Source organism: Pseudomonas sp. NFPP28 (assembly GCF_900115535.1).
GTDB classification, from domain to species: Bacteria; Pseudomonadota; Gammaproteobacteria; order Pseudomonadales; family Pseudomonadaceae; genus Aquipseudomonas; species Aquipseudomonas extremorientalis.
Map to the genome: position 1 here is coordinate 13,932 of NZ_FOWT01000001.1, position 20,866 is coordinate 34,797.

Annotated in this window: 20 protein-coding genes; 6 read left to right on the top strand and 14 right to left on the bottom strand. The window is 48.6% G+C overall.

The annotated features are described in order from the left end of the window. Positions 1–2: 2 nt before the first annotated feature. Complete coding sequence (gene kdpF / locus BM110_RS00070) at positions 3–92, bottom strand: K(+)-transporting ATPase subunit F (protein WP_003218754.1); 90 nt, start codon at positions 90–92, stop codon at positions 3–5. Positions 93–494: 402 nt separating this feature from the next. On the opposite strand from kdpF, the gene eat reads away from it, so the two are divergent. Then, positions 495–1,859, top strand: coding sequence for an ethanolamine permease (eat, locus tag BM110_RS00075; protein ID WP_058424481.1), 1,365 nt, complete (start codon positions 495–497; stop codon positions 1,857–1,859). Between the two features lie 112 nt (positions 1,860–1,971). Beyond that, positions 1,972–2,139, top strand: a complete 168-nt coding sequence (locus BM110_RS00080) for a DUF2897 family protein (protein WP_093511845.1) — start codon at positions 1,972–1,974, stop codon at positions 2,137–2,139. Positions 2,140–2,146: 7 nt separating this feature from the next. Here BM110_RS00080 and BM110_RS00085 read toward each other — a convergent pair whose 3' ends face one another. Continuing rightward, on the bottom strand, positions 2,147–2,995 hold the full coding sequence (locus BM110_RS00085) for an urea carboxylase-associated family protein (RefSeq protein WP_093511847.1): 849 nt from the start codon (positions 2,993–2,995) through the stop codon (positions 2,147–2,149). A 15-nt stretch (positions 2,996–3,010) separates the two neighbouring features. Beyond that, positions 3,011–3,655: a GntR family transcriptional regulator gene (locus tag BM110_RS00090; protein ID WP_093511849.1), complete on the bottom strand. Its 645-nt coding sequence runs from the start codon at positions 3,653–3,655 to the stop codon at positions 3,011–3,013. A gap of 121 nt (positions 3,656–3,776) precedes the next feature. Between BM110_RS00090 and BM110_RS00095 the strand changes: the two genes are divergently transcribed. Then, on the top strand, positions 3,777–4,355 hold the full coding sequence (locus BM110_RS00095) for a TetR/AcrR family transcriptional regulator (RefSeq protein ID WP_092247607.1): 579 nt from the start codon (positions 3,777–3,779) through the stop codon (positions 4,353–4,355). A 19-nt stretch (positions 4,356–4,374) separates the two neighbouring features. Here the strand turns inward: BM110_RS00095 and BM110_RS00100 are convergent, their stop codons facing one another. Continuing rightward, a complete protein-coding gene (locus tag BM110_RS00100; protein WP_092247604.1) occupies positions 4,375–4,707 on the bottom strand; it encodes a ComEA family DNA-binding protein in 333 nt (110 codons plus the stop codon). Between the two features lie 725 nt (positions 4,708–5,432). Between BM110_RS00100 and gmd the strand changes: the two genes are divergently transcribed. Genes gmd through BM110_RS00115 form a run of 3 tightly spaced genes read left to right on the top strand, consistent with a single transcriptional unit; the run spans position 5,433 to position 8,638 of the window. After that, positions 5,433–6,518, top strand: coding sequence for a GDP-mannose 4,6-dehydratase (gmd, locus tag BM110_RS00105; protein ID WP_093126539.1), 1,086 nt, complete (start codon positions 5,433–5,435; stop codon positions 6,516–6,518). A gap of 6 nt (positions 6,519–6,524) precedes the next feature. Continuing rightward, positions 6,525–7,469 carry a GDP-L-fucose synthase family protein gene (locus BM110_RS00110; protein WP_218189507.1) on the top strand — a complete coding sequence of 315 codons (945 nt, stop codon included), beginning with the start codon at positions 6,525–6,527 and terminating at the stop codon, positions 7,467–7,469. Further along, the gene (locus BM110_RS00115) at positions 7,466–8,638 is read left to right on the top strand and encodes a DegT/DnrJ/EryC1/StrS family aminotransferase (protein WP_092247598.1); all 1,173 of its coding nucleotides are present in this window, start codon (positions 7,466–7,468) and stop codon (positions 8,636–8,638) included. The genes BM110_RS00110 and BM110_RS00115 overlap by 4 nt, the downstream gene beginning before the upstream one ends. 113 nt (positions 8,639–8,751) lie before the next feature. On the opposite strand, the gene BM110_RS00120 is transcribed toward BM110_RS00115, so the two are convergent. From BM110_RS00120 to BM110_RS00165, 10 genes are all read right to left on the bottom strand, one after another. Then, positions 8,752–10,746 carry a polysaccharide biosynthesis protein gene (locus BM110_RS00120; RefSeq protein ID WP_092247595.1) on the bottom strand — a complete coding sequence of 665 codons (1,995 nt, stop codon included), beginning with the start codon at positions 10,744–10,746 and terminating at the stop codon, positions 8,752–8,754. A gap of 109 nt (positions 10,747–10,855) precedes the next feature. Continuing rightward, complete coding sequence (locus BM110_RS00125; RefSeq protein ID WP_092247592.1) at positions 10,856–11,866, bottom strand: MraY family glycosyltransferase; 1,011 nt, start codon at positions 11,864–11,866, stop codon at positions 10,856–10,858. 41 nt (positions 11,867–11,907) lie between these two features. Beyond that, positions 11,908–12,864, bottom strand: a complete 957-nt coding sequence (locus tag BM110_RS00130) for an NAD-dependent epimerase/dehydratase family protein (protein ID WP_092247589.1) — start codon at positions 12,862–12,864, stop codon at positions 11,908–11,910. 1 nt (position 12,865) lies between these two features. Further along, positions 12,866–13,951 (bottom strand): glycosyltransferase family 4 protein, encoded by a 1,086-nt coding sequence (locus BM110_RS00135; RefSeq protein ID WP_256575323.1) that lies wholly within the window; start codon positions 13,949–13,951, stop codon positions 12,866–12,868. A gap of 11 nt (positions 13,952–13,962) precedes the next feature. Continuing rightward, positions 13,963–14,997 (bottom strand): UDP-glucose 4-epimerase GalE, encoded by a 1,035-nt coding sequence (gene galE, locus BM110_RS00140; RefSeq protein ID WP_092247583.1) that lies wholly within the window; start codon positions 14,995–14,997, stop codon positions 13,963–13,965. A gap of 18 nt (positions 14,998–15,015) precedes the next feature. After that, positions 15,016–15,801 carry a glycosyltransferase gene (locus BM110_RS00145; protein ID WP_175507928.1) on the bottom strand — a complete coding sequence of 262 codons (786 nt, stop codon included), beginning with the start codon at positions 15,799–15,801 and terminating at the stop codon, positions 15,016–15,018. Next, a complete protein-coding gene (locus tag BM110_RS00150; protein ID WP_092247578.1) occupies positions 15,788–17,197 on the bottom strand; it encodes a mannose-1-phosphate guanylyltransferase/mannose-6-phosphate isomerase in 1,410 nt (469 codons plus the stop codon). Before BM110_RS00150 ends, BM110_RS00145 begins: the two co-directional genes overlap by 14 nt. A gap of 244 nt (positions 17,198–17,441) precedes the next feature. Further along, positions 17,442–18,305, bottom strand: coding sequence for an alpha-1,2-fucosyltransferase (locus tag BM110_RS00155; protein WP_093511852.1), 864 nt, complete (start codon positions 18,303–18,305; stop codon positions 17,442–17,444). Beyond that, on the bottom strand, positions 18,302–19,639 hold the full coding sequence (locus tag BM110_RS00160; RefSeq protein WP_093511854.1) for a hypothetical protein: 1,338 nt from the start codon (positions 19,637–19,639) through the stop codon (positions 18,302–18,304). The genes BM110_RS00155 and BM110_RS00160 overlap by 4 nt, the downstream gene beginning before the upstream one ends. After that, positions 19,639–20,829, bottom strand: a complete 1,191-nt coding sequence (locus tag BM110_RS00165) for a hypothetical protein (RefSeq protein ID WP_139220303.1) — start codon at positions 20,827–20,829, stop codon at positions 19,639–19,641. The genes BM110_RS00160 and BM110_RS00165 overlap by 1 nt, the downstream gene beginning before the upstream one ends. Between the last annotated feature and the right edge of the window lie 37 nt (positions 20,830–20,866).

The following is a 20,866-nucleotide window of genomic DNA, read 5'->3' on the forward strand; positions in this document are numbered from 1 at the left end:
TCCTAGTTCCGATCCGCGCGTAACAGCGCAACCAGCAGATAAATGAACAGCGCCACGGCCAATAGCAGTGACACCCCGTCCAGAACGCTCATGGAAGTCTCTCCGTTTAGCGGCGAGTGCCGCGTGTGGGGCAATTGTCGGCAGGAGTGGCGTAAAGGAACGAGAGCGAGGGAGTGGGCGGGGCGTAAAGACGGCGTAAAGAGTGGGTTTATGCGGGGTTTACAGGGAGGTTTGTGCTGGATTGGAGGGCCTCATCGGGGGCAACCCCCCTCCCACACCGGGCCTGCGTACACCGGTCAAAATGTGGGAGGGGGCTTGCCCCCGATGAGGCCCTGCCAGCCACCCCCGCACTTATCTGGTGCGACACCGGAAAATTTCAAACGCCAAACCATCCCCCAGACGACAGTTGCGCCGCTTTACGACACGGTTGTAAGGCATGGCATGTCCGCTGCAACACCTTGAATCATTCCAAACCGTTCAGGGAGCGCGTCACGATGAACACACAACTCAAACCCACCCTAGGCACTCTGCACTTATGGGGCATCGCCGTCGGGCTGGTGATATCCGGGGAGTACTTCGGCTGGAGCTATGGCTGGGGCGTCGCCGGGACCCTGGGCTTCCTGGTGACCTCATTGATGGTCGCCGCGATGTACACCTGCTTCATCTTCAGCTTCACCGAACTGACCACCGCGATTCCCCATGCGGGTGGTCCGTTTGCCTACAGCCGTCGCGCCTTTGGTGAGAAAGGCGGCTTGATCGCGGGGCTCGCGACCTTGATCGAATTCGTTTTCGCACCGCCCGCCATCGCCTTGGCCATCGGCGCCTACCTGAATGTGCAGTTCCCGGCGCTGGACCCCAAACACGCCGCCGTTGGTGCCTACATCGTGTTCATGGGCCTGAACATCCTCGGCGTCAAGCTCGCTGCCACCTTCGAACTGGTGGTGTGCGTGCTCGCCGTCGCTGAGTTGCTGGTGTTCATGGGCGTAGTGGCGCCCGCCTTCAGCTTCAGTAACTTTGCCCTCAATGGCTGGGCCGGTTCCGACACGTTCGGCGCACCGGCGATTGCCGGCATGTTTGCCGCAATTCCCTTCGCCATCTGGTTCTTCCTTGCCATCGAAGGCGCCGCCATGGCCGCCGAAGAAGCCAAAGATCCGAAGCGCACCATTCCAAAGGCCTACATCAGCGGCATCCTGACCCTGGTGATCCTGGCCATGGGCGTGATGTTCTTTGCCGGCGGCGTGGGTGACTGGCGCACCCTGTCCAACATCAACGACCCACTGCCACAAGCCATGAAAACCGTGGTCGGCGACAGCTCCGGCTGGTTGCACATGCTGGTGTGGATTGGCTTGTTCGGCTTGGTGGCCAGTTTCCACGGCATCATCCTCGGCTACTCGCGCCAGTTCTTCGCCCTGGCCCGCGCCGGTTACCTGCCGTCTTTCCTCGCCAAACTGTCGCGTTTTCAGACACCCCATCGCGCAATCATCGCCGGCGGCGTGGTCGGCATCGCGGCGATCTACAGCGACGGCCTGATCAACCTCGGCGGTATGACACTGACCGCAGCGATGATCACCATGGCGGTATTCGGCGCCATCGTGATGTACATCATGAGCATGCTCAGCCTGTTCAAACTGCGCAGGACCGAACCGCTGCTGGAACGCACCTTCCGCGCGCCGGGTTACCCCATCGTGCCGGGCATTGCCCTGGTGCTGGCGGTGGTGTGCCTGGTGGCCATGGCTTGGTTCAACGCGCTGATCGGGCTGATCTTCCTGGGCTTTATGGTGGTGGGGTTCGCCTACTTCCAGATGACTGCGCAAGACCGTGCCGATGCACCGGCGGATGCGATGTTGACCGGGCTCTGATCTACTGCGAGGCAGAACGGGCCTACACTGAACTAGTAAGAAAGCCCGTCACTCAAAGCAGTTATTACCGTGGGAAAACTCTCCCGCGGCAATCTGCCTCAAGGAGAGCCTTATGCCGTGGTACGCGTGGTTGATTATGGTAGTTGCGATCGGGTCGATCGTCGGTGGACTGATGATGCTGCGTGACAGCGCCAACAAAGTGGAACTCACCGACGAACAACGCAAGCGCGTGGCCGAGCGCAACGCCCAGGCGGATGCCAAGGATGCGCAGGACAGCTGAGCCTTGGCTACTCCCAATCCGCCTTGGCAATACGCAACCCGTGCTGCCCCTTGTAGGCAGCACGTTCCGGCTGGCTCCAGCCATTGAGCAGCGCATCCTCCAACGTGTAGATCTCAACCCCCAACGGACGGCATACCGTCAGCGGGTCCTGCGCCTGCGGCCCCCACATCGGCAGCGACAAATCCCCTCCTGGGCACGTCGACAGCGCGCATAGCAAATCAATCTCGGCAAAGAACTCCAGGTAGTCGCCCTTCTGCGCGGGGCAGGCCTTCATGAAGTACATGTCGTCGTGATTTAGACCGGTGCACTGGAAAATATTCAGCACGTCATGCACGTCGAATTCCGTCAGACCGTGAGGCAACACCGCGCGTGTCAGGTTGGAGTGGCAATGATGATGGAAATCCTCACCGGTCAGCATCCGATTCACATAGGGATCACAACGTGTGCCAAGCAAATCATGCAGCCGCCCGCCGTGCTCATCAATGCCGTAGCTGGCCAGGCTGTCATCGGTGATCGTCACCAAAGGCCGCAGGAATGGCAGGTTCGACCACAAGCGGTCATGGGTGCTGACATGGGCGCCCTGCAACTGCCGGGTGCGAGCCGCCCACAGGCGCTCACGGGGGTCATTGGCATTCCATACGTTGAAATCACCCACCTGCGGGCCGACCGGCGTGGTCACACGGAACACATGTCCGGCTGGCACCTTCCACGCCCTGCCCGTACGAATCGGCACCTCAAACTGCTCGATCAGCGTGCGCTGGTCTTTTCGATCACGGATGCGCTCGTAAAACGCTGTGTCGACCTGCAACGCCGAACCTTTACTGACCTGATAAGCGGCCGGATAGTCTTTGTACATGGTGCGGATCCTCGATCAGGGGTGGTTAAACAAGGCCAGGGACAAGCGTTCCGAATCATCCAGGTAGAGGCTCATCGCCTCCCCCGCCGCCGGTTTATCCTGCCGGACCAATAACGTGTAGATCTCACGATCACGCTCCAGCCACGGCGACTGGAAGCGCTGCTCATCGGGCGCGGCGCAGAACATCAGCCGCAGTTGGGCGATGACCTGGGCAAAAAACTCATCAAACAACGGGCTGCGCATCAACCCGACGATGTGCTGGTGAAACACCAGGCTATGGGTGGCGACCGCACGCCAGTCTTCGCGCTCGCGGGCCAGGGTGGTGGCATCGATGGCGTTCTGCATGCGCCTGGATTGATCTTCTGTCAGAGGGCCGCTCTGGGCGATGGCCTGCAACTCCAGGGTGCGGCGCACGACAAACAAATCCCGCACTTCCTCGCGCGCAACCCGCCGGACCATCACGCCTTTATTGCGCACATAACGGGTCAACCCTTCTTGCCCAAGGCGGTGCAACGCTTCACGAATCGTGTTGCGCGATGCGTTGTAGGCGTTGACCAGTTCCCCTTCGACTAATGGCATGCCTGGCAGCAATCGCCCGCCGATGATGTCGGCGCGGAGCTCCAGGGCGATCTGGTCGGCGAGAGACAAACTGAGTGTCATGGTTACCTTCACGATTGTTGAACAATCCTTAGTGGGCAGGTAATCACTTTTCATGCCAACGTGTCAGCGTGTAAAAAGATTCAAGTCGGTTAAAATGCCAGCCTGTCACTGAGGCCCATCTATGCGTTACTCATCCGACCACAAAGCCAAGACCCACCAACGCATCATCAAGGAAGCCTCGGTACGCTTTCGTCGCGACGGGATCGGCGCGACCGGTCTGCAGCCGTTGATGAAAGCCCTGGACTTGACCCATGGCGGTTTCTACGCGCACTTCAAATCCAAGGACGAACTGGTGGAAAAGGCACTGCAAGCCGCGGCTGCCGAGCTGGATGCGCATTGCGAGATACTGTTCAGCCAGGAACGGCCGCTGGAAGCATTCATTGATAGTTACCTGTCTGAATGGCACCTGATCTCGCCGGCTGAAGGCTGCCCATTGCCGACCATGTCTTCCGAGTTGGGGCTGAGAGGCCAACACAGCGCGACTACAGATGCTGTGCTCGGCGCAAGGCTTCAGCAGATTGAGACAGCGCTGGGGGATGGACAACGTGATGCACAAAGCCTGGTGATGATGTCGACACTGGTGGGTGCCCTTGTGCTGGCTCGAAGTGTCCAAGACTCGGCAATGGCGATGCGCATCATGGGTGTGGTGCGGGGAAGCTTGAAAACCCAGGTTTCACAAGATGAAAAAGCCGGCCAATGACCGGCCTCCCCTCATTGGATTAGTTGATGACAAGCCTATCGCGATTCTTTTCCAGCAGAGCCTTGCCGATCCCCTTAACTTCCAGCAACTCATCCACCGCAGTGAATGGACCATTGCTTTCACGATAGGCAACGATTGCTTTGGCTTTGGAGACGCCAATACCGAAGAGGTCGCGGCGCAGGGTTTCGGCGTCGGCAGCGTTGAGGTTGACCTTGGCGGCCTGATCTACCTTGTTCATCTGTGCAGAGATCGGCGTTTGCGCCTCGGGTCTACTGGCAGGTGCTGCTGCGCTGGCGACGGAGAGGCTTGTGAGAAAGGCAAATATAAGGGACGAGATGTAAGTGATTTGCATCGGTGACGCTCCATGACATAGTTGAGAGAGCAGCTTTTCCGAAGCTGCTTTTCTAGGGTAGGCGATGGAGGAAAGCTGTCAAAAATAACGCAGTTACAGAGTATGTGGAAGCTAAAAACAGATGACTAATGAGCAAGAAAAATGCATGCCCGTGCGCCAATGCTCATTGAGACCATGAGCACATCTACAACACTTGAAAAAATAACCTCCCAGTCCTCGCATCAGGTAAAATTGGTCAGAAGCGCGAAGTCAGGTGTAAAGTACTATGTTGACTTTGACTGCAGCGAAGCGGTGCGCCGCGAAAGCTCGCGAGACCACTATCAACAGCCTAATGCATAAGGTTTTGCTATGCGGTATGAAAATAGAGGGTCCCTTTTGCAAGGCCGTACATTTAATGACAATTCAGGTAAACATCTTGATTTGAACATACTCTCAGTCTTTTATTTTCCCGGAGGCTAATTAGGTCATGCGAATATCAGCTCTCCAAGCTTTTAGCCAAGCAGATCAATGATTATGACTGCGCACAATCTTAGATTAGAAATGGGATGAAACGCCGCGTAATGGAGGGACTATTACGAAGTAAATTTACATCGACCAAATATAGACTTACGTACGCCCTCTGTAAGATCTTCGAGTTTAAAAAACGGACCGTCTGAACTAGAAACCATCGAGTAAGCTCAGACAAATCCAGCCACTAAATCCAAAATACAATTATGGAAGAGAACATGACTAAAAAAGCACTTATTACTGGCATCACAGGACAAGATGGTGCTTACCTTGCTGAACTTTTGCTGAGCAAAGGTTATGAGGTACACGGGATAAAGCGACGCAGTTCGTTATTTAATACTGCCCGAATTGATCACCTGTTCCACGACGTACACGACAAAGGTCACCCTTTTTTCCTCCATCATGGAGACATGACTGACTCATCCAGCTTGACTCGTATCATTCAAAAAGTTCAACCAGATGAAATTTACAACCTTGCAGCACAAAGCCATGTTGCCGTTTCGTTTGAAGAACCAGAATACACCGCAAACTCTGACGCACTCGGCTCCCTGAGAATTCTGGAAGCCATTCGAATTCTTGGCCTCGAGAAAAAAACTCGCTTCTATCAAGCCTCCACCTCAGAACTTTATGGCCTGGTTCAAGAAACTCCCCAGAAAGAAACCACCCCGTTTTATCCGCGTAGCCCTTACGCGGTCGCCAAGCTCTATGCGTACTGGATTACCGTCAATTACCGTGAAGCCTATGGAATCTACGCTTGCAACGGTATTCTCTTTAACCACGAAAGCCCGATTCGCGGTGAGACTTTTGTTACTCGCAAAATCACCCGCGCACTCTCCCGCATCAAGCTTGGCCTGCAAGAGTGCCTCTATCTGGGCAATATGGACTCACTTCGAGACTGGGGACACGCCAAAGACTATGTCGAGATGCAGTGGCTGATGCTTCAACAGGAAAAACCTGAAGATTTCGTAATCGCAACCGGTGTGCAATACAGCGTACGAGACTTTGTAAACGCTGCAGCCAAAGAACTAGGTATCACCATCACTTGGAAAGGTGAAGGTGAGGATGAAAAAGGCTACAACGAAGTCGGTAAATGCATTGTAGAAGTGGATCCCCGCTACTTCCGCCCAACCGAAGTTGAAACTCTATTGGGGGATGCATCCAAAGCTAAAGAGAAACTTGGATGGACTCCGAAAATCACGTTTGAAGAGCTTGTCAAGGAAATGGTACGTGAGGATCTGAAAAGTGCTGAACGGGATGAGCTGATCAAAAAGCATGGATACACAACCTTCAGCTACAACGAATAACTCTATTTGGCAATCTACCAGATGAATAAGATGCGAATATTGTTGACGGGCGGCGGCGGGATGGTCGGGCGCAATCTCCTCGAGCACCCCTGCATTGAAGACTTTGAAGTTCTTGCTCCGCGTAGTAGCGAACTGGACTTACGTGATTTCAACGCAATTCAAAAGTATCTATCTGAGTCCAAGCCCGACTTGATCATTCATGCGGCCGGAAAAGTGGGTGGTATCCAAGTGAACATCAGAGAGCCTGTGGGGTTTCTGCTGGACAACCTTGATATGGGCAGAAACATTGTATGGGCTAGCCGTCAAGCAGGCGTAAAGCGCCTAATAAACCTAGGTAGTTCCTGCATGTACCCGCGCAATCATTCCGAGCCTCTCAGCGAAGAAATGATTTTAAAGGGCGAACTGGAACCGACTAATGAAGGCTATGCATTAGCAAAAGTTACTACAGCACGCCTTTGCGATTACATCACACGCGAAGACTCGAGCTTTCAATACAAGACTCTGATTCCTTGCAATATTTATGGTCGTTTTGACAAGTTCGACCCTGCGCACTCACACCTGCTACCCGCGATTATACATAAGATTCACACAGCGAAGATAAACAATGATTCAAATGTCGAAATATGGGGTGACGGGACTGCCCGACGTGAGTTCATGTATAGTGGAGACTTGAGCGACGCCATTATGCAGGCATTACGGAAATTCGATTCCCTGCCCCTGAACATGAACGTGGGTCTTGGGCAGGATCACTCAATCAATGAGTACTATCACGCTGTAGCTGCAGTAATGGGATACAGCGGTCAATTCGTACATGACACTACCAAGCCGGTAGGGATGGCGCGCAAACTCGTGAATATCGAGCGTCAGACACTGTGGGGTTGGAAGCCGCACCATACCCTGCAAGAGGGTATTGAAAAGACCTACAGCTATTATATGGAGCATCAACAATGAGTATTAATTTTCCGCTAGCCGCTTCTTCTTGGGAAAAAGAAGAACTCGACGCAATGCAACGCGTTATAGCCACCGGCATGTTTACAATGGGCGAAAATGTAAAAGCATTTGAACAAGACTTTGCGCAGTTTGTAGGCAGTAAACATTGTGTAATGGTTAATTCTGGCTCGTCCGCAAACCTCTTGATTATTGCCGCTCTTTTTTACACTAAAAACGCCGACTTAAAACTGCAACGCGGCGATGAAATCATTGTACCGGCCGTTTCGTGGAGTACCACTTACTACCCGCTTTACCAGTACGGCTTGAAGATTAAGTTCGTTGACATTGATCTCCAAACCTTAAACTACGACCTTGAACAGCTTAAACTCGCTGTCACCGATAAGACCCGCGCCATTATGGCCGTAAACCTTCTTGGCAATCCGAATGATTTCGCACGCATTCAAGAGATCATCGGTAAGCAGAAGATTGTCCTGATTGAAGATAACTGCGAGTCGATGGGAGCATCTTACAACGGAAAACAAGCTGGCACCTTCGGTATTATGGGTAGCTTCAGTTCCTTCTTCAGCCACCACATTTCGACGATGGAGGGAGGTCTGATCGTAACCGATGACGAAGAGCTGTATCAGATCCTGCTCTCCCTGCGAGCCCATGGCTGGACTCGAAACCTGCCTAAGCAAAACTTAGTATGCAGCGATAAGAGTGATGATTCGTTCGAAGAGTCATTTCGCTTCGTTTTACCCGGTTACAATGTTCGGCCGCTTGAACTCGAGGGCGCACTAGGTGTGGAGCAGGTAAAACGCCTGCCCACTCTAATTCAGGAGCGACGTAAGAATGGTGCTCTTCTACAAGCAGCAATGAAAGACCACCCGGAAATCATCATTCAACGAGAGATTGGCGAATCCAGTTGGTTTGGTTTCAGCTTGGTGATACGCCCGGGAAGCAAGTTGACACGCAAGTCACTTGTTGAAAAACTGAACGAACTCGGTTTTGAGTGTCGCCCTATCGTAGCTGGAAATTTCGCAAAAAATGAAGTTGTAAAGTATTTCGACTGCGAAGTTCATGGAGAACTGAAGAACGCCGAGCATATCGATAAATTTGGCCTATTCGTTGGCAATCATCATTATTCGATCTCGGAAGCTTTTCCACTGCTTAACAGTATTAAAGCCTGATTCAGCTGCAAAGCTTAAAAGCACAAAGTGCGGAAAACTTACAATGATGGCAATAACAGCAACTAATTGTAAGATTTTCCGCACCGGCTATCTGGAATCCAACTCTCCGAGCTTCAGGGCTCAAAGCGGCGTTGCTGATAGATCCAATCAACGATTTCCCCATCAGGACTATAACCACTGACTGTTTCACGTAGTAGTTGGCGGACACGAGCGTAATCGTCTTTATCTACTGCCACAAGCAGCTCGGCGAGTTTAATTTTGAGAGACTCCCAGGATAGATAATCTTCGTTGGCACTCATAATCATCGGGTGTGGCGTTGCGACGACATTGTCACCAATGAGCAGTTCTTCGTAGAGTTTTTCACCCGGCCGCAAACCCGAAAACTCAACTGAAATATCTCCATGAGGGTTTTTCTCTGAGCGAACACTCAAGCCAGAAAGGTGAATCATTTTCTCCGCCAGTTCGATAATTTTTACCGGTTCCCCCATATCCAAGACAAAAACGTCGCCCCCTTGCCCCATGGAGCCAGCCTGAATCACCAGCTGCGCTGCTTCAGGAATGGTCATAAAATAGCGCGTGATTTTAGGGTGAGTAACAGTGAGCGGGCCACCCGACTTAATTTGCTTATAAAATAATGGGATAACCGAACCTGAAGAACCGAGAACATTCCCAAAACGAACCATCGTAAAGCGAGTCTTGTTAACTCGCGAAACATTAGACTTTTCCCCGAACAAAACAGGAGCCACCTCCTGACTGAGAGCCTGCAGCGTCAACTCTGCTAATCGTTTCGTGCTGCCCATAACATTAGTTGGTCGAACAGCTTTGTCAGTAGAAATCAGGACGAAGTTCGCGACTCCCACCTGCAACGCTGCTTGAGCGGTGTTAAGCGTTCCCATTACATTATTTAATACGCCTTCTGCAATATTATGCTCAACCATGGGTACATGTTTGTACGCCGCAGCATGATAAACTGTATCAACGCGCCAAGCCCTCATGACGTCGATTAGCTTTTTCTCATTACGCACTGAACCCAAAATCGGAAGCAACCTGACGGGCAAAGAATCCCTAGCAATTCGCAACTCTAACTCTGATAAAATACTATAAAGATTGAATTCGCTATGCTCGAACAGCAATAACGTTGTTGGATTTGAATTTAGTATTTGCCGACAGAGTTCAGAGCCGATCGAACCGCCTGCACCAGTGACTAGAACAGATTTCCCTTTTATACAGTGCTCCAACAACTCGTTTTGAGCAGGCACTGCATCTCGTCCGAGTAAATCCGCAATATCAACCTCTTGAATGTCATCTACTTTTACGCGCCCACTCGCGAGATCCATAAATCCAGGAACACTGCGGACATGCAAAGGAAAGCCTTCAAGAAAGCCCAGAATCTCTCGACGGCGAGCGCGATTTGAAGACGGAATTGCAAGCAAGATTTCTTGAGCGCCAGTGACATCAATCATGCGCTGAATATGTTTTGGCTTATATACCTGCAGTCCAGAAATCACTCGATCGGAAATACTGGAGTCGTCGTCAATGAAAGCAACCGGACGCATGACACGTCCCATACGCAACGCTGCAACTAATTGGTTACCCGCAGCGCCCGCACCATATATAGCAACCCTGGGCAAACCATCCTCACGGCTGGTAAAGGGTACATGTTGTGCCGCAGCAAACCAATCACCAAGAAAGTATTGACGCATTGCCAGTCGCAGTCCACCAACCAGGATCAAACTGAGCCACCAATAGTTAAAAATGATTGAACGAGGAACTACATTTTGGTGATTACTATACCAGTAGACAACAACCCCCAGAATTAACGACGACAAACTGACAGCTTTAATAATCGCAATAAGTGCATCATTGCCAAAATAGCGCATTACTGCACGGTACATTCCAAAGCGTATAAAAAGCGGAATTGCCACGATAGGTGCGGTCAGAAACAACCAAAAATGCGTGGTAAACGGGTTAACCAGCTCGTCCAAACCCAAACGCACCAGAAAAGCCATCCATAGCGCGAACCAAACCAGCAAAATATCAGCAGCGACTTGGAGGATGCGCTTTTGCCTACGCGGTAAACTCAGCAAAAATGCTCTCATTTTGTCCATAATTTACAGCACCTTACGAAGCTCCTGTCGCTAATGCCACAGGTCATTAATTGCATTTTAACCGACCTAATGACGGTTATTTTAAAGTAATATATCTCGACCACAAAACTTAACCATCTTTACCTGCACGACATTTATAGACCAGGATGACCAAAGGCACATAAGCAATAATCACGCCCAGAAGACTATTTAGTTCAAAAACAGCAATGCAGATAGCTATCGGAAACAACCAAAGCGTGTTGATAGCAGCAACAGCCCCTGTCACCGAAAGATGGTTACCAAGTTTACGTGCCGCATGCTGATAAGCATGACTTCGATGAGCCTCATACACCCGGCGCCCTTGCAAAAATCGAGAACATAGAGTGAACGTCGCATCGACTATAAAAACACCTAAAAGAACCAACCATACCCAAAGAAAAGTCGGACTTTTCCAAGCAGCATAAAGCGAGAGAACCCCCATCATTAGACCGAGAAACCCACTACCCGCATCACCCATAAAAATGCGCGCCGGTGGGAAATTCCATATGAGGAATCCAGCGACAGCCATTGCCAAGAGCAAGGGTGGCCCAATTAAACCGGGAAAGCCTGTTAGCCAGTAGATAACGCAAACCCCAACACAAGTACAGATAGCCTCAACGCTCGCGAGTCCGTCTATACCATCCATAAAGTTATATAGATTCAACAACCATACAAGATAGAAGGCAGCCACAATTACGCCGAACCACTGAAGATCAATAACTCCTCCCCAGTACCCAATCGGTGGGAGGCCCCCCAGCCAACACAATGCCCAGGCGGCGCACAGAAAATGACCGAGCAAGCGCCACCGAGCAGCGATATGACCATGATCGTCAAGAAAACCGAGTACAGCGACGCCTGTACCAGCCCCGATTATCGACCAAATCAAGGACCATTCCGATTCCCCGGTAACACCAAAGAATGGTAAGAACAGCAAAAAAATCAGGACGATCGCAACACCGCCGCCTCTAGCCGTAGGAACCGAGTGAGAACTGCGCGCGTTAGGCACATCGATGAGGCTACGACTAATCGCGTATCGACGAATACCCCCCGTCAGCAAAGCGGACAAAATGACAATAGCAGGATATAAAAGCCACATACTCATAAAAAAGACACGTCCTTGAGGCTACGGATTAATAGTTGGCATCATGATCTTAATGTTAGGAACTCGCGACCACATTTTTGTAATGCAAGCTCGGGAGACAGCGGTGGTGTCCATTCAAGGAGCGATCTGGCTTTGCTCGAGTCAATCGTGAGAGACTCACATAACTGTGTATACATACCCTGTCTGCCTATCAAACTCGCCCCCCATCGCATCAGGGCTGGCGGACAGGGTAGCAAACGGGTTTTCACGCCCATCCCGAGGGCTAGGTGGACAATTATCTCCGGAGTAGACAGAAAAATACCGTCAGAAACCAGAAATAGCTGATTAGCGGCGGATGGATGAGTGATGCATTGACGCAAAAAATGCACCAAATTTTCTAACGCTATCATGCTTCTGGAGTTTTCCACCCAAGCAAAAGGCAAAGGAAAACCGGATGATACCAATTTGAGCAGCCGCCCAAAGTTCCCAGGAGCCTCAGCCCCGTAGACGAGTGGCGGACGAACGATGACCCACTCCATTGTCGAGCCTTCGGCAACCTGACGTAATGCCTCCTCGGCCTCGAGCTTGGAAACGGCATAGTCTGCATGCGGTAAGGGAATAGAACTTTCGACAAAAGGCGTATTCATCGTTCGCGCGCCATTGACCCCAATTGAACTAATAAGGATGAAGCGCTTCACCCCCGCTTCAAGTGCCTGTCTAGCAATCGCGCTGGTTCCTGCAACATTGACTGCTCTGAACTTATCCAGTGCGTTTGCGGGTAACTCGCCCATGACATGAGCACGGCCAGCCAGATGGACAACCACATCCACCCCCTCAAGCGCAGGTGCCCAATTAACCTGTCCGGAGATATCGCCAACAACTACTACGTCAACGTTTCGCTCAGTGGCCCCCTGAGGATGACGCACTGCCGCCAATACATCAATGTCATCAGAATCTGTACATGCATGAATCAAAGCACGGCCGACGAATCCGGTAGCTCCCGTTACAAGAACACGCATATCACACCTTTACCACTTCTGAATAAACGGTAATTGTTCGCTGCAACATTAGCTCAAAAGTGAAGTCACTAGAAAACCTTGATTTACCCAAAATTCCCATCTTTGAGCGCAACTCCCGCGAGCCAATTAACGCATCTAACGCGTATACCAATCCCTCATGATCGTGCTTAGCGACCAAAATCCCTGTCTCCTGCTGCTTTACTGCCTCTGGAACACCGCCAACCCCCGATGCGATGACCGGTAGTCCAGAACGCATAGCTTCCAGTACAGTCAACGGTAGTCCTTCCCAATTTGATATAAGGCAAAAGACGTCAGATCTGGACAGCCGTTCGGATACATCAGAACAAGCGCCCGGGAAGAAAATTTTATCTGCCAAGTCGAGTTCGGCAACGAGCTGCTTTACTTTTGACATAGTGGGCCCATCCCCGACAAACTCCATAGCCCAATCATTACGAGTCAATGAGGCCAGGGCACGAACCAGAAAAGCATGATCTTTGGGCGCATCGAACCTTGCAACCATTATAAGCCGAGTTATTTCGGATGCGACTTTTGTAGCAGAACTGTCCTCTACGGAAGGCATTCCATTATGAATGGTGACAATGAGATCCGCACTTCCCACGCCCGACCTCAGCGCCAACAAGCGATCATAATCAGAGACAGTAATAATTTTATTCGCAAGATTGGCGACAGCGCGTTCAATCCAGCGGTATAAAAACCGCCGAGACGCTGATACGCCTTCGGTAAAAGCCCAACCATGCGCGGTGAATAAACATGGAACGGACAACTTTTTTGCAACCAATCGCCCTATTATTCCGGCTTTCGATGAGTGCGCGTGAATCAAATCCGGTTTCCAGGCCGACACGATGCGCTTTAGTTCCAAATAGCAGCGAAAATCGTTGATAACGCTCAAGGGACGGACCAAATGATTCGCGGAAACACATGCAAGCCCCCGATCTTTAGCGCGCTCGATAAAGACACCCTCGCCGCCTACAACTATAATCACTTCATGCCCTGCCTCTTGGACTCCGCTGGCGAGATCAAGAAGATGAACGCTCGCCCCTCCGATAACGTCGGAACGGGTAATCACATATAAGATTCTCACCCTTCTTCCTCCACATCATAACCATGAGGATTTCGGGATTGCCAACGCCAGGAATCTTCAACCATCGCCTTCAAATCCAGAGTTGCGGCCCAACCCAGGTCCCTCTTTGCTTTAGAGGGATCAGACCAACAAGCAGACAAATCACCAGGCCTACGTCCGAGGTACTCAAACGGTATGTTCACTTGGCTAACCGTGGAAAAAGCCTTGATTACTTCAAGAACCGAATAACCTCTCCCTGTACCCAAGTTCCATAAAAAGCAACCGTTGTGTGAATCAAGATAGCTCAATGCAGCCAAGTGCCCCTTGGCTAAGTCCACTACATGGATGTAGTCCCTAATACCAGTGCCATCAGAAGTAGGATAATCATTGCCAAACACACTCACAGAGGGCCTTAGCCCCACAGCCACCTGGCTAATGTAAGGAAACAAATTGTTAGGGGCCCCCTTGGGATGCTCCCCTATCAGGCCACTTGTATGAGCACCAACGGGATTAAAGTAACGCAAAACAGCAATAGACCATCGGGAATCAGCATGAGCTAAATCAAACAAAATTTGCTCAACCATCAATTTGGAATGCCCATACGGGTTGGTGGGGGACGCAGTACGTGAATCTTCGCGGAGCGGCATCTCAAGAGAATTACCATACACTGTAGCAGAAGAGCTGAACACCAACTTATAAACACTCATTCTGGCCATAATCTGAAATAGAACAATGGACCCGAGCACATTATTATTATAGTACTTTAAAGGCTTTTCAACACTTTCACCGACCGCTTTGACGCCTGCAAAATGAATTACAAAATCAATTAAATAGGTGTTAAATATTATTGTGAGCAATTGAGCATCACAAACACTTCCATTAAAAAATACAGGACTAACACCGGTGATATTTTTAATTCGAACCAGTACTTCGCTGGAGCTATTACTGAGGTCATCTAGGACCACCACTCTATAGCCCGCCTGAAGACATTCCACAAGTGCATGAGAACCGATATAACCTGCCCCTCCAGTAACCAAAACCGTTTTCAAAATTTCACCTCACACCAAAAACTATTTTTTTGACTTAAAAAAAACTTTAAACACGGAAAAAAACACACTCACGAGCTTTTTAAAACCAGGCTCAATCAGGAATTCTCTAAAAAAATATGAAGCAACCTCCGCATAGGCTTGACGGCTTCCTTTTGATTGGAAATCTGAAATTCTGTAATCAATCATTGGAAACGATGTAAATACACACTTTACATCTGCACGCTTGGCCAACCTGATCCAAAGATCATAGTCCTCGCTCTGAAAACCACCCAGATATCCTCTTGCAGATAGGATCAGATCTCTCCTAATTACCATTGCTGGATGGATAAAAGGGTTCGAGTACGTGATTTTAGAACGCCAATCCTCCTCCCTTAGAACTCGAACACCGACCACATTACCCAAAGCATCAATGACCCGACAAGATCCAGCAACGATGTCCGTATCCAAGTCTTTTTGAATAATCTTGTAAGATTCCGCAAGCCTATCAACATGACAAATGTCATCACTGTCAAATCTGACGATATAAGTTCCAATCGCACTGTTGACGCCAAAGTTAAGATTGAAGGATAACTGGCCTATTTCTGTTCGAAACAACACAATTCTCGGGTCTTTTATTGCGGCTACCGAATCATATAACTCATCAGTACAACGATTCAAAACGATTATAAACTCAAACGAACTGAAATTTTGTGCTAGAACACTTTCAATGGCCTGATTAAGATAACCATCATCACGATTACAACACATGAGTACACTGAAAAACGGCGTCTGAGCATCCTCTACCTCAACCATTTCAGCTACGCCCATAATTATCTGAAAATCGGATAATGTCATCCTCACCTAGGTAAGAGCCTGACTGCACTTCAATAAGCTCTAGCGGTATTACACCTGGATTTTCGAGCGCGTGGACCCCGCCTATTGGGATATAGGTAGATTGGTTTTCAGTGACAAGATAGGTTTTTTCCCCGTTAGTAACTTTTGCAGTGCCACTAACGACAATCCAATGTTCAGCGCGATGGTGGTGCATTTGTACAGACAGCTTATGTCCTGGCTTCACTGTAATTCTTTTAACTTGGTAGCGCTGCCCACTATCAATAGCATCGTACATACCCCAAGGCCTGTAAACCTCACGATGTGATATATGCTCTCTCCTTGCATCTGCCTTTAGTTTCTCAACTACTCTTTTTACGTCCTGAACATGATCCTTGTGAGCTACAAGTACAGCGTCCTTGGTTTCAACGACAATCAGATCATTGACGCCAACCGTAGAAACCAGACGACTCTCTGAATAGACGTAACTATTTGACGTATCTATCGAAATCACATCACCTTCTAGCAAGTTTCCATCTTCGGAACGGCTACCCGCCTCCCACAACGCGGTCCACGAACCAATATCACTCCAATTGGCATCAAGTGGCACCATGACAGCTTGAAGGGTTTTCTCCATCACAGCGTAGTCGATCGAGTTATCAGGGCACCGCAAAAATGCATCCCGGTCGACCCGAGTGAAATGCATGTCCTGTTGCCCTTTGGCCAACGCCTCGCGACAACAGGAGACAATTTCGGGCTCAAAGGTCTGTAGCTCCTCCAAGTAACGACTTGCCCTAAACATGAACATTCCGCTATTCCAGAAATAATCGCCGCCAGCAAGGTAAAGCTGCGCAGTCTCGGTATCTGGCTTCTCAACAAAGCGTGTAACTTCAAACCCTCCTTTTCCGACTGAAGCACCCTGCCGCAGATAACCGTAACCTGTTTCTGGCCTTGTGGGCGTGATACCAAAGGAAACGAGTTTACCCGCCCCTGCAAGTTCCGCCGCAATACGTATTGCGTCTTGGAAGGCTTCGGTATCCTGAATCAGATGATCCGCAGCCAACACCAACAACAGAGGGTCATCGCCTCCGGCGGTCGCTTGAAGAGCCGCCAAGGCAATGGCGGGAGCCGTATTACGGCCCATTGGTTCCAACAGAATATTGATATCTTCAAGACCAAGCTGGCGTAACTGCTCCGCAGCTAAAAACCGATGCTCCTCATTGCAAATCAACTGCGGTGAGGCATGAGTCAAACCTTCCAAGCGATGAATTGTGGCTTGCAGCATCGAAAATTGGGTGTCTACCAGCGGAAGAAATTGTTTTGGGTGAAGCTGACGAGACAATGGCCACAAGCGAGTCCCCGAACCACCTGCCATAATAATTGGAACAAACATTGATATCGTCCTTTGATTGCCTACCAGAAGGCGTAATGACACCACATACGAACCCGAACGGCATGGCGAGTTGGGAAGCAATAGGGCAAATGCCCATTATCACTCATCAGCACATTTTTTTGAACGTACAAAATTGAGGCAGAGACTACGAGTTACCCATTATGCGAGTATACCGGCGATTTTCAAGCCAGAGTTCTGACTCTCATGACTTGGCAATCACTCAGCAAAGCATACCTTACGGGCGTTACTCACTCAAAATATAACTCCAGCCAATCAGCTGATTACTCATTTCGCTCTGGAATGGGAGATTCACGCGAGGCAAGTAAACAACCGGGTTGCTGCTGAGACTTAAAAATGCAGCCCACCAAGCGAACGTGCTAGTGCCTACTATATAATCTTTACAACAAATCAAGCTCAAAAAATCCGCGATCGCAGGCTTCACTTCATTTCCAAGAAGCCCACAGATTTCAAAATCTTGTCCCTTGAAGACCTCTTTACACCACTCCCTATCATCCGTGAATATCACGAAACGACGACCTTTGAAACTCTTGATTGCTTTTAAATAATAATCCTCGCCCATGACTTTATGACGAGGATCTGTTGATAGTAAAAAATCGCCTCGACGAACATGAACACCAACGCTGCCGGAGTAGAGCTCTCTGCCCTTTGCCAACAATACAGAATTTTTCTGAAGAATCAGCGACTTCAGCTCATCCCTGAAATAAAGAGCGCTTTGGACATACTGAAAGTAACCAAAATGAAATTTCGAATTTATCGCCTGGCAGGCTTGATCAAAGTTGGTATCCGCATCGTAATCATAAAAAATATGATCACCTAATCGTCTAATATTCAACTTTCTAATTATGAGTCGAATAACCTTTGCAAAAATATTATCCTCAAAAAAAATACAACTTTCCGATGACTGATCATGATCAAAATCAATCAGATCCGACAGACGGATACCTCCATGAATCCCCTTACTGAGCAGTCTCTTACTATTACACGCAACCTTAGAACTAGACACAGACTCGATGTACCTGGCCCACGCCAGCTGAAACAGTTGATTTCCCAATCCGCCTTGGAGCATAACGCTAACATGCATATTCATTTGAAAACCCTACGATATCTTTTTATATAAGTCATTACTATAGCCATGACCATCAGCACCATTGAAACTTGCAAGAACTTAAATAAAAACTCATACATGCTTGAGCGCGAAAAATACACGAGATTTGGTAAGACCGAGAGAATCAAAAAAATAACGCCGCCATGGTTCCCACAGGCAGATCTATTGTCTTTATAAAAAGCAACCGCTCCATCTAACGTACGCACCAAACATCCAAAAAGAAGACACCAAAATATATAAAAAACCCATCCCTGATAGTAGGCTTCAGCAAAGAAACTTGTAGAAAAACCACCACTGACAAAGTTTATATGACGAGCCTGATCAACACAGATACCAAAAGCTTCATTCGTCGAGTTCAAACATTCACGCACCGCGTTACCAAAATTAACAGCGCCATATAAAACCTCGAAAGAAGCACCTTGCCCATGCAATGTTTGAGATATCTTATCTACCACTCCAGTAGCGACCTCAAAACCCAATCTATACTCGAGCAATATATTTGCAAAAATCAATGAGCCCAGCCCTAACGCCACTAGAAATATGTAATTGATCCGCCGCTCCAACCCGTATACAAAAACAAACAAAAATAAATAGACAAAAAAATAGCCGCGAAGGCCGATCATTAAAAAGCCTACTGCAAAAAATACCCATATGAACGAAATAATTAAAAGTCGATTAGAGTTTTTTCCAAAAATACCCCACAACAACAAAATATTTTTCGCAATAAAAAATGTTAATATGTGCGCATGAAACTCAGGATTTTCCAATGCTGCGAAATAATCGCCGACCATATACTTGCTAGCTAAAACATAAGACTTGCCCAAAAAGTACATACCACTGCACGACGCAAGAAAAATTATAAAACCACTTGCGAGGCGAGACAAAGTAAACACCGGAAATTCTACCAATGCCCTGGATAGCCTTGAAGTAAGCCTTGAGCTAAAGAAGTGGCCTGAAAATATAAATATACATCCCATCGCCAGGATAACGACAGATTTTCGAACTGAGCTTTCGCCCAGCACTATTCCCGCTTCAACAATGTCTTTATCAAAAATTAATGTCAAAAACGGACGTGCCCACATGAAAAAAAATATCGAAATCGATACCAGCGATGTAATATTTAAAGGGTTCTTGTAAGCCCCCTGAAAACAGAAAAAAACCAAAAGAGCAGTAGTAGAAACCAAAAATATATTAAATAGGAAAGCCTCGACACCACCAGTCTCCTCACTTATCGACAGAGCCACCAAGACAGTCAGTACAAAATTGAACAGCAAAAGAAAACCAAATGCGAGTTCATTCCGCTTGACAATAATCATTAAGCCCGCCTCAAAATAATCTTGGTGGCCGCCTTGATTTTTTTAAGCATAAAAAGCTCAAAAGACTTTACATATAACATATACGAGGGCAGACTTTTTCTCGCCACGACATCTAGTTTTTCAAATACTAGTTCAGCATCAAAAAACTTCGAATATTCGTAGGCAGCATCTGAAAGCTCACTGGCGCTGTTAATAAATTTATCGAGTAAAATATTCATCTGACTTGATGGTTGTACCGGCCTGATTCCTGCGTAACTAAGTTCTCCCAGAGAGTAACCTTTAGACTCTGAAACCCACCTATATGAAGGCATCTGTAAATCATCTCTGCGAGCTCTAGGAGGAACTACTATAGTGGGAATTTTATTTTTGGCCGATTCTAATGACGACGTTCCCATCGCAAACATCAAGTCGATATTTTCTCTAATAAATCCACTGAGCTTTGCTTTATCAATGAAGGGAATAAGGTGATATTCAATACTTAAATCAGTAGAAACGAGCTCCTTCAAAGCCTCAATAGCATCACCATTTCCGACGATATAAAAAACAATTTTTCCGTAGCGCTTTAATATCTCTTCTTGAAGCGCACGAATATCAAGTATGACTCGCTCCAAAGCATAGAATTTGAAATCCATATCAACGCGACCAACCCACCCTAGCCGAAGAATATTCGTTGGAGCGCTATATTCAAAATATTCAGAAGGACTTTTATCTATGACAATCGGGCAAATCAAATCTTCTAACTTCTGATCAAAACTCAAGCCGCCAATATCAGCAAACGCCCCAACCTCGTCAGTAAAAGCTATAGATTTGCTATTAAGAAACGTAGCTAACCCGCGCTGGGATCTTGCCTTCAGCGCCCTTATGACTTTGGCTTTGAGGTTGTTGGAGGTAATGTGCTGGGAGTACTCCTCATCAGCAATGGACAAGTATGCGCCGCGAAATGCTGCATACCCCATACACCATATGCAGACATGCTTAAACTTTACAGATGATACTGAAAAAAGCCAAAGCCGGCTGACCTCGGAGGTTGGAAGAAATACAATATCGTATTCCTTCAGACCCGGCCTTTCAGCCGGCGTGATGATATCAACGTAGCAATGGTTTAATTTCAACCAACTACTGAGGCGCGCAAGAAGAAAATCCGTCCCACCAAAACGCCCCTGAGTTAAAATCAATACTGTCGTCTTCACCACAACGCTTTACTCCGACGCTTTTTAAAATAGTTTG

Bases quoted from the DNA above. Each gene is read 5' to 3' on its own strand.
- kdpF (WP_003218754.1), bottom strand. From the start codon at position 92: ATGAGCGTTCTGGACGGGGTGTCACTGCTATTGGCCGTGGCGCTGTTC.
- eat (WP_058424481.1), top strand. From the start codon at position 495: ATGAACACACAACTCAAACCCACCCTAGGCACTCTGCACTTATGGGGC.
- BM110_RS00080 (WP_093511845.1), top strand. From the start codon at position 1,972: ATGCCGTGGTACGCGTGGTTGATTATGGTAGTTGCGATCGGGTCGATC.
- BM110_RS00085 (WP_093511847.1), bottom strand. From the start codon at position 2,995: ATGTACAAAGACTATCCGGCCGCTTATCAGGTCAGTAAAGGTTCGGCG.
- BM110_RS00090 (WP_093511849.1), bottom strand. From the start codon at position 3,655: ATGACACTCAGTTTGTCTCTCGCCGACCAGATCGCCCTGGAGCTCCGC.
- BM110_RS00095 (WP_092247607.1), top strand. From the start codon at position 3,777: ATGCGTTACTCATCCGACCACAAAGCCAAGACCCACCAACGCATCATC.
- BM110_RS00100 (WP_092247604.1), bottom strand. From the start codon at position 4,707: ATGCAAATCACTTACATCTCGTCCCTTATATTTGCCTTTCTCACAAGC.
- gmd (WP_093126539.1), top strand. From the start codon at position 5,433: ATGACTAAAAAAGCACTTATTACTGGCATCACAGGACAAGATGGTGCT.
- BM110_RS00115 (WP_092247598.1), top strand. From the start codon at position 7,466: ATGAGTATTAATTTTCCGCTAGCCGCTTCTTCTTGGGAAAAAGAAGAA.
- BM110_RS00120 (WP_092247595.1), bottom strand. From the start codon at position 10,746: ATGGACAAAATGAGAGCATTTTTGCTGAGTTTACCGCGTAGGCAAAAG.
- BM110_RS00125 (WP_092247592.1), bottom strand. From the start codon at position 11,866: ATGAGTATGTGGCTTTTATATCCTGCTATTGTCATTTTGTCCGCTTTG.
- BM110_RS00130 (WP_092247589.1), bottom strand. From the start codon at position 12,864: ATGCGTGTTCTTGTAACGGGAGCTACCGGATTCGTCGGCCGTGCTTTG.
- BM110_RS00145 (WP_175507928.1), bottom strand. From the start codon at position 15,801: ATGGGCGTAGCTGAAATGGTTGAGGTAGAGGATGCTCAGACGCCGTTT.
- BM110_RS00150 (WP_092247578.1), bottom strand. From the start codon at position 17,197: ATGTTTGTTCCAATTATTATGGCAGGTGGTTCGGGGACTCGCTTGTGG.
- BM110_RS00155 (WP_093511852.1), bottom strand. From the start codon at position 18,305: ATGAATATGCATGTTAGCGTTATGCTCCAAGGCGGATTGGGAAATCAA.
- BM110_RS00160 (WP_093511854.1), bottom strand. From the start codon at position 19,639: ATGATTATTGTCAAGCGGAATGAACTCGCATTTGGTTTTCTTTTGCTG.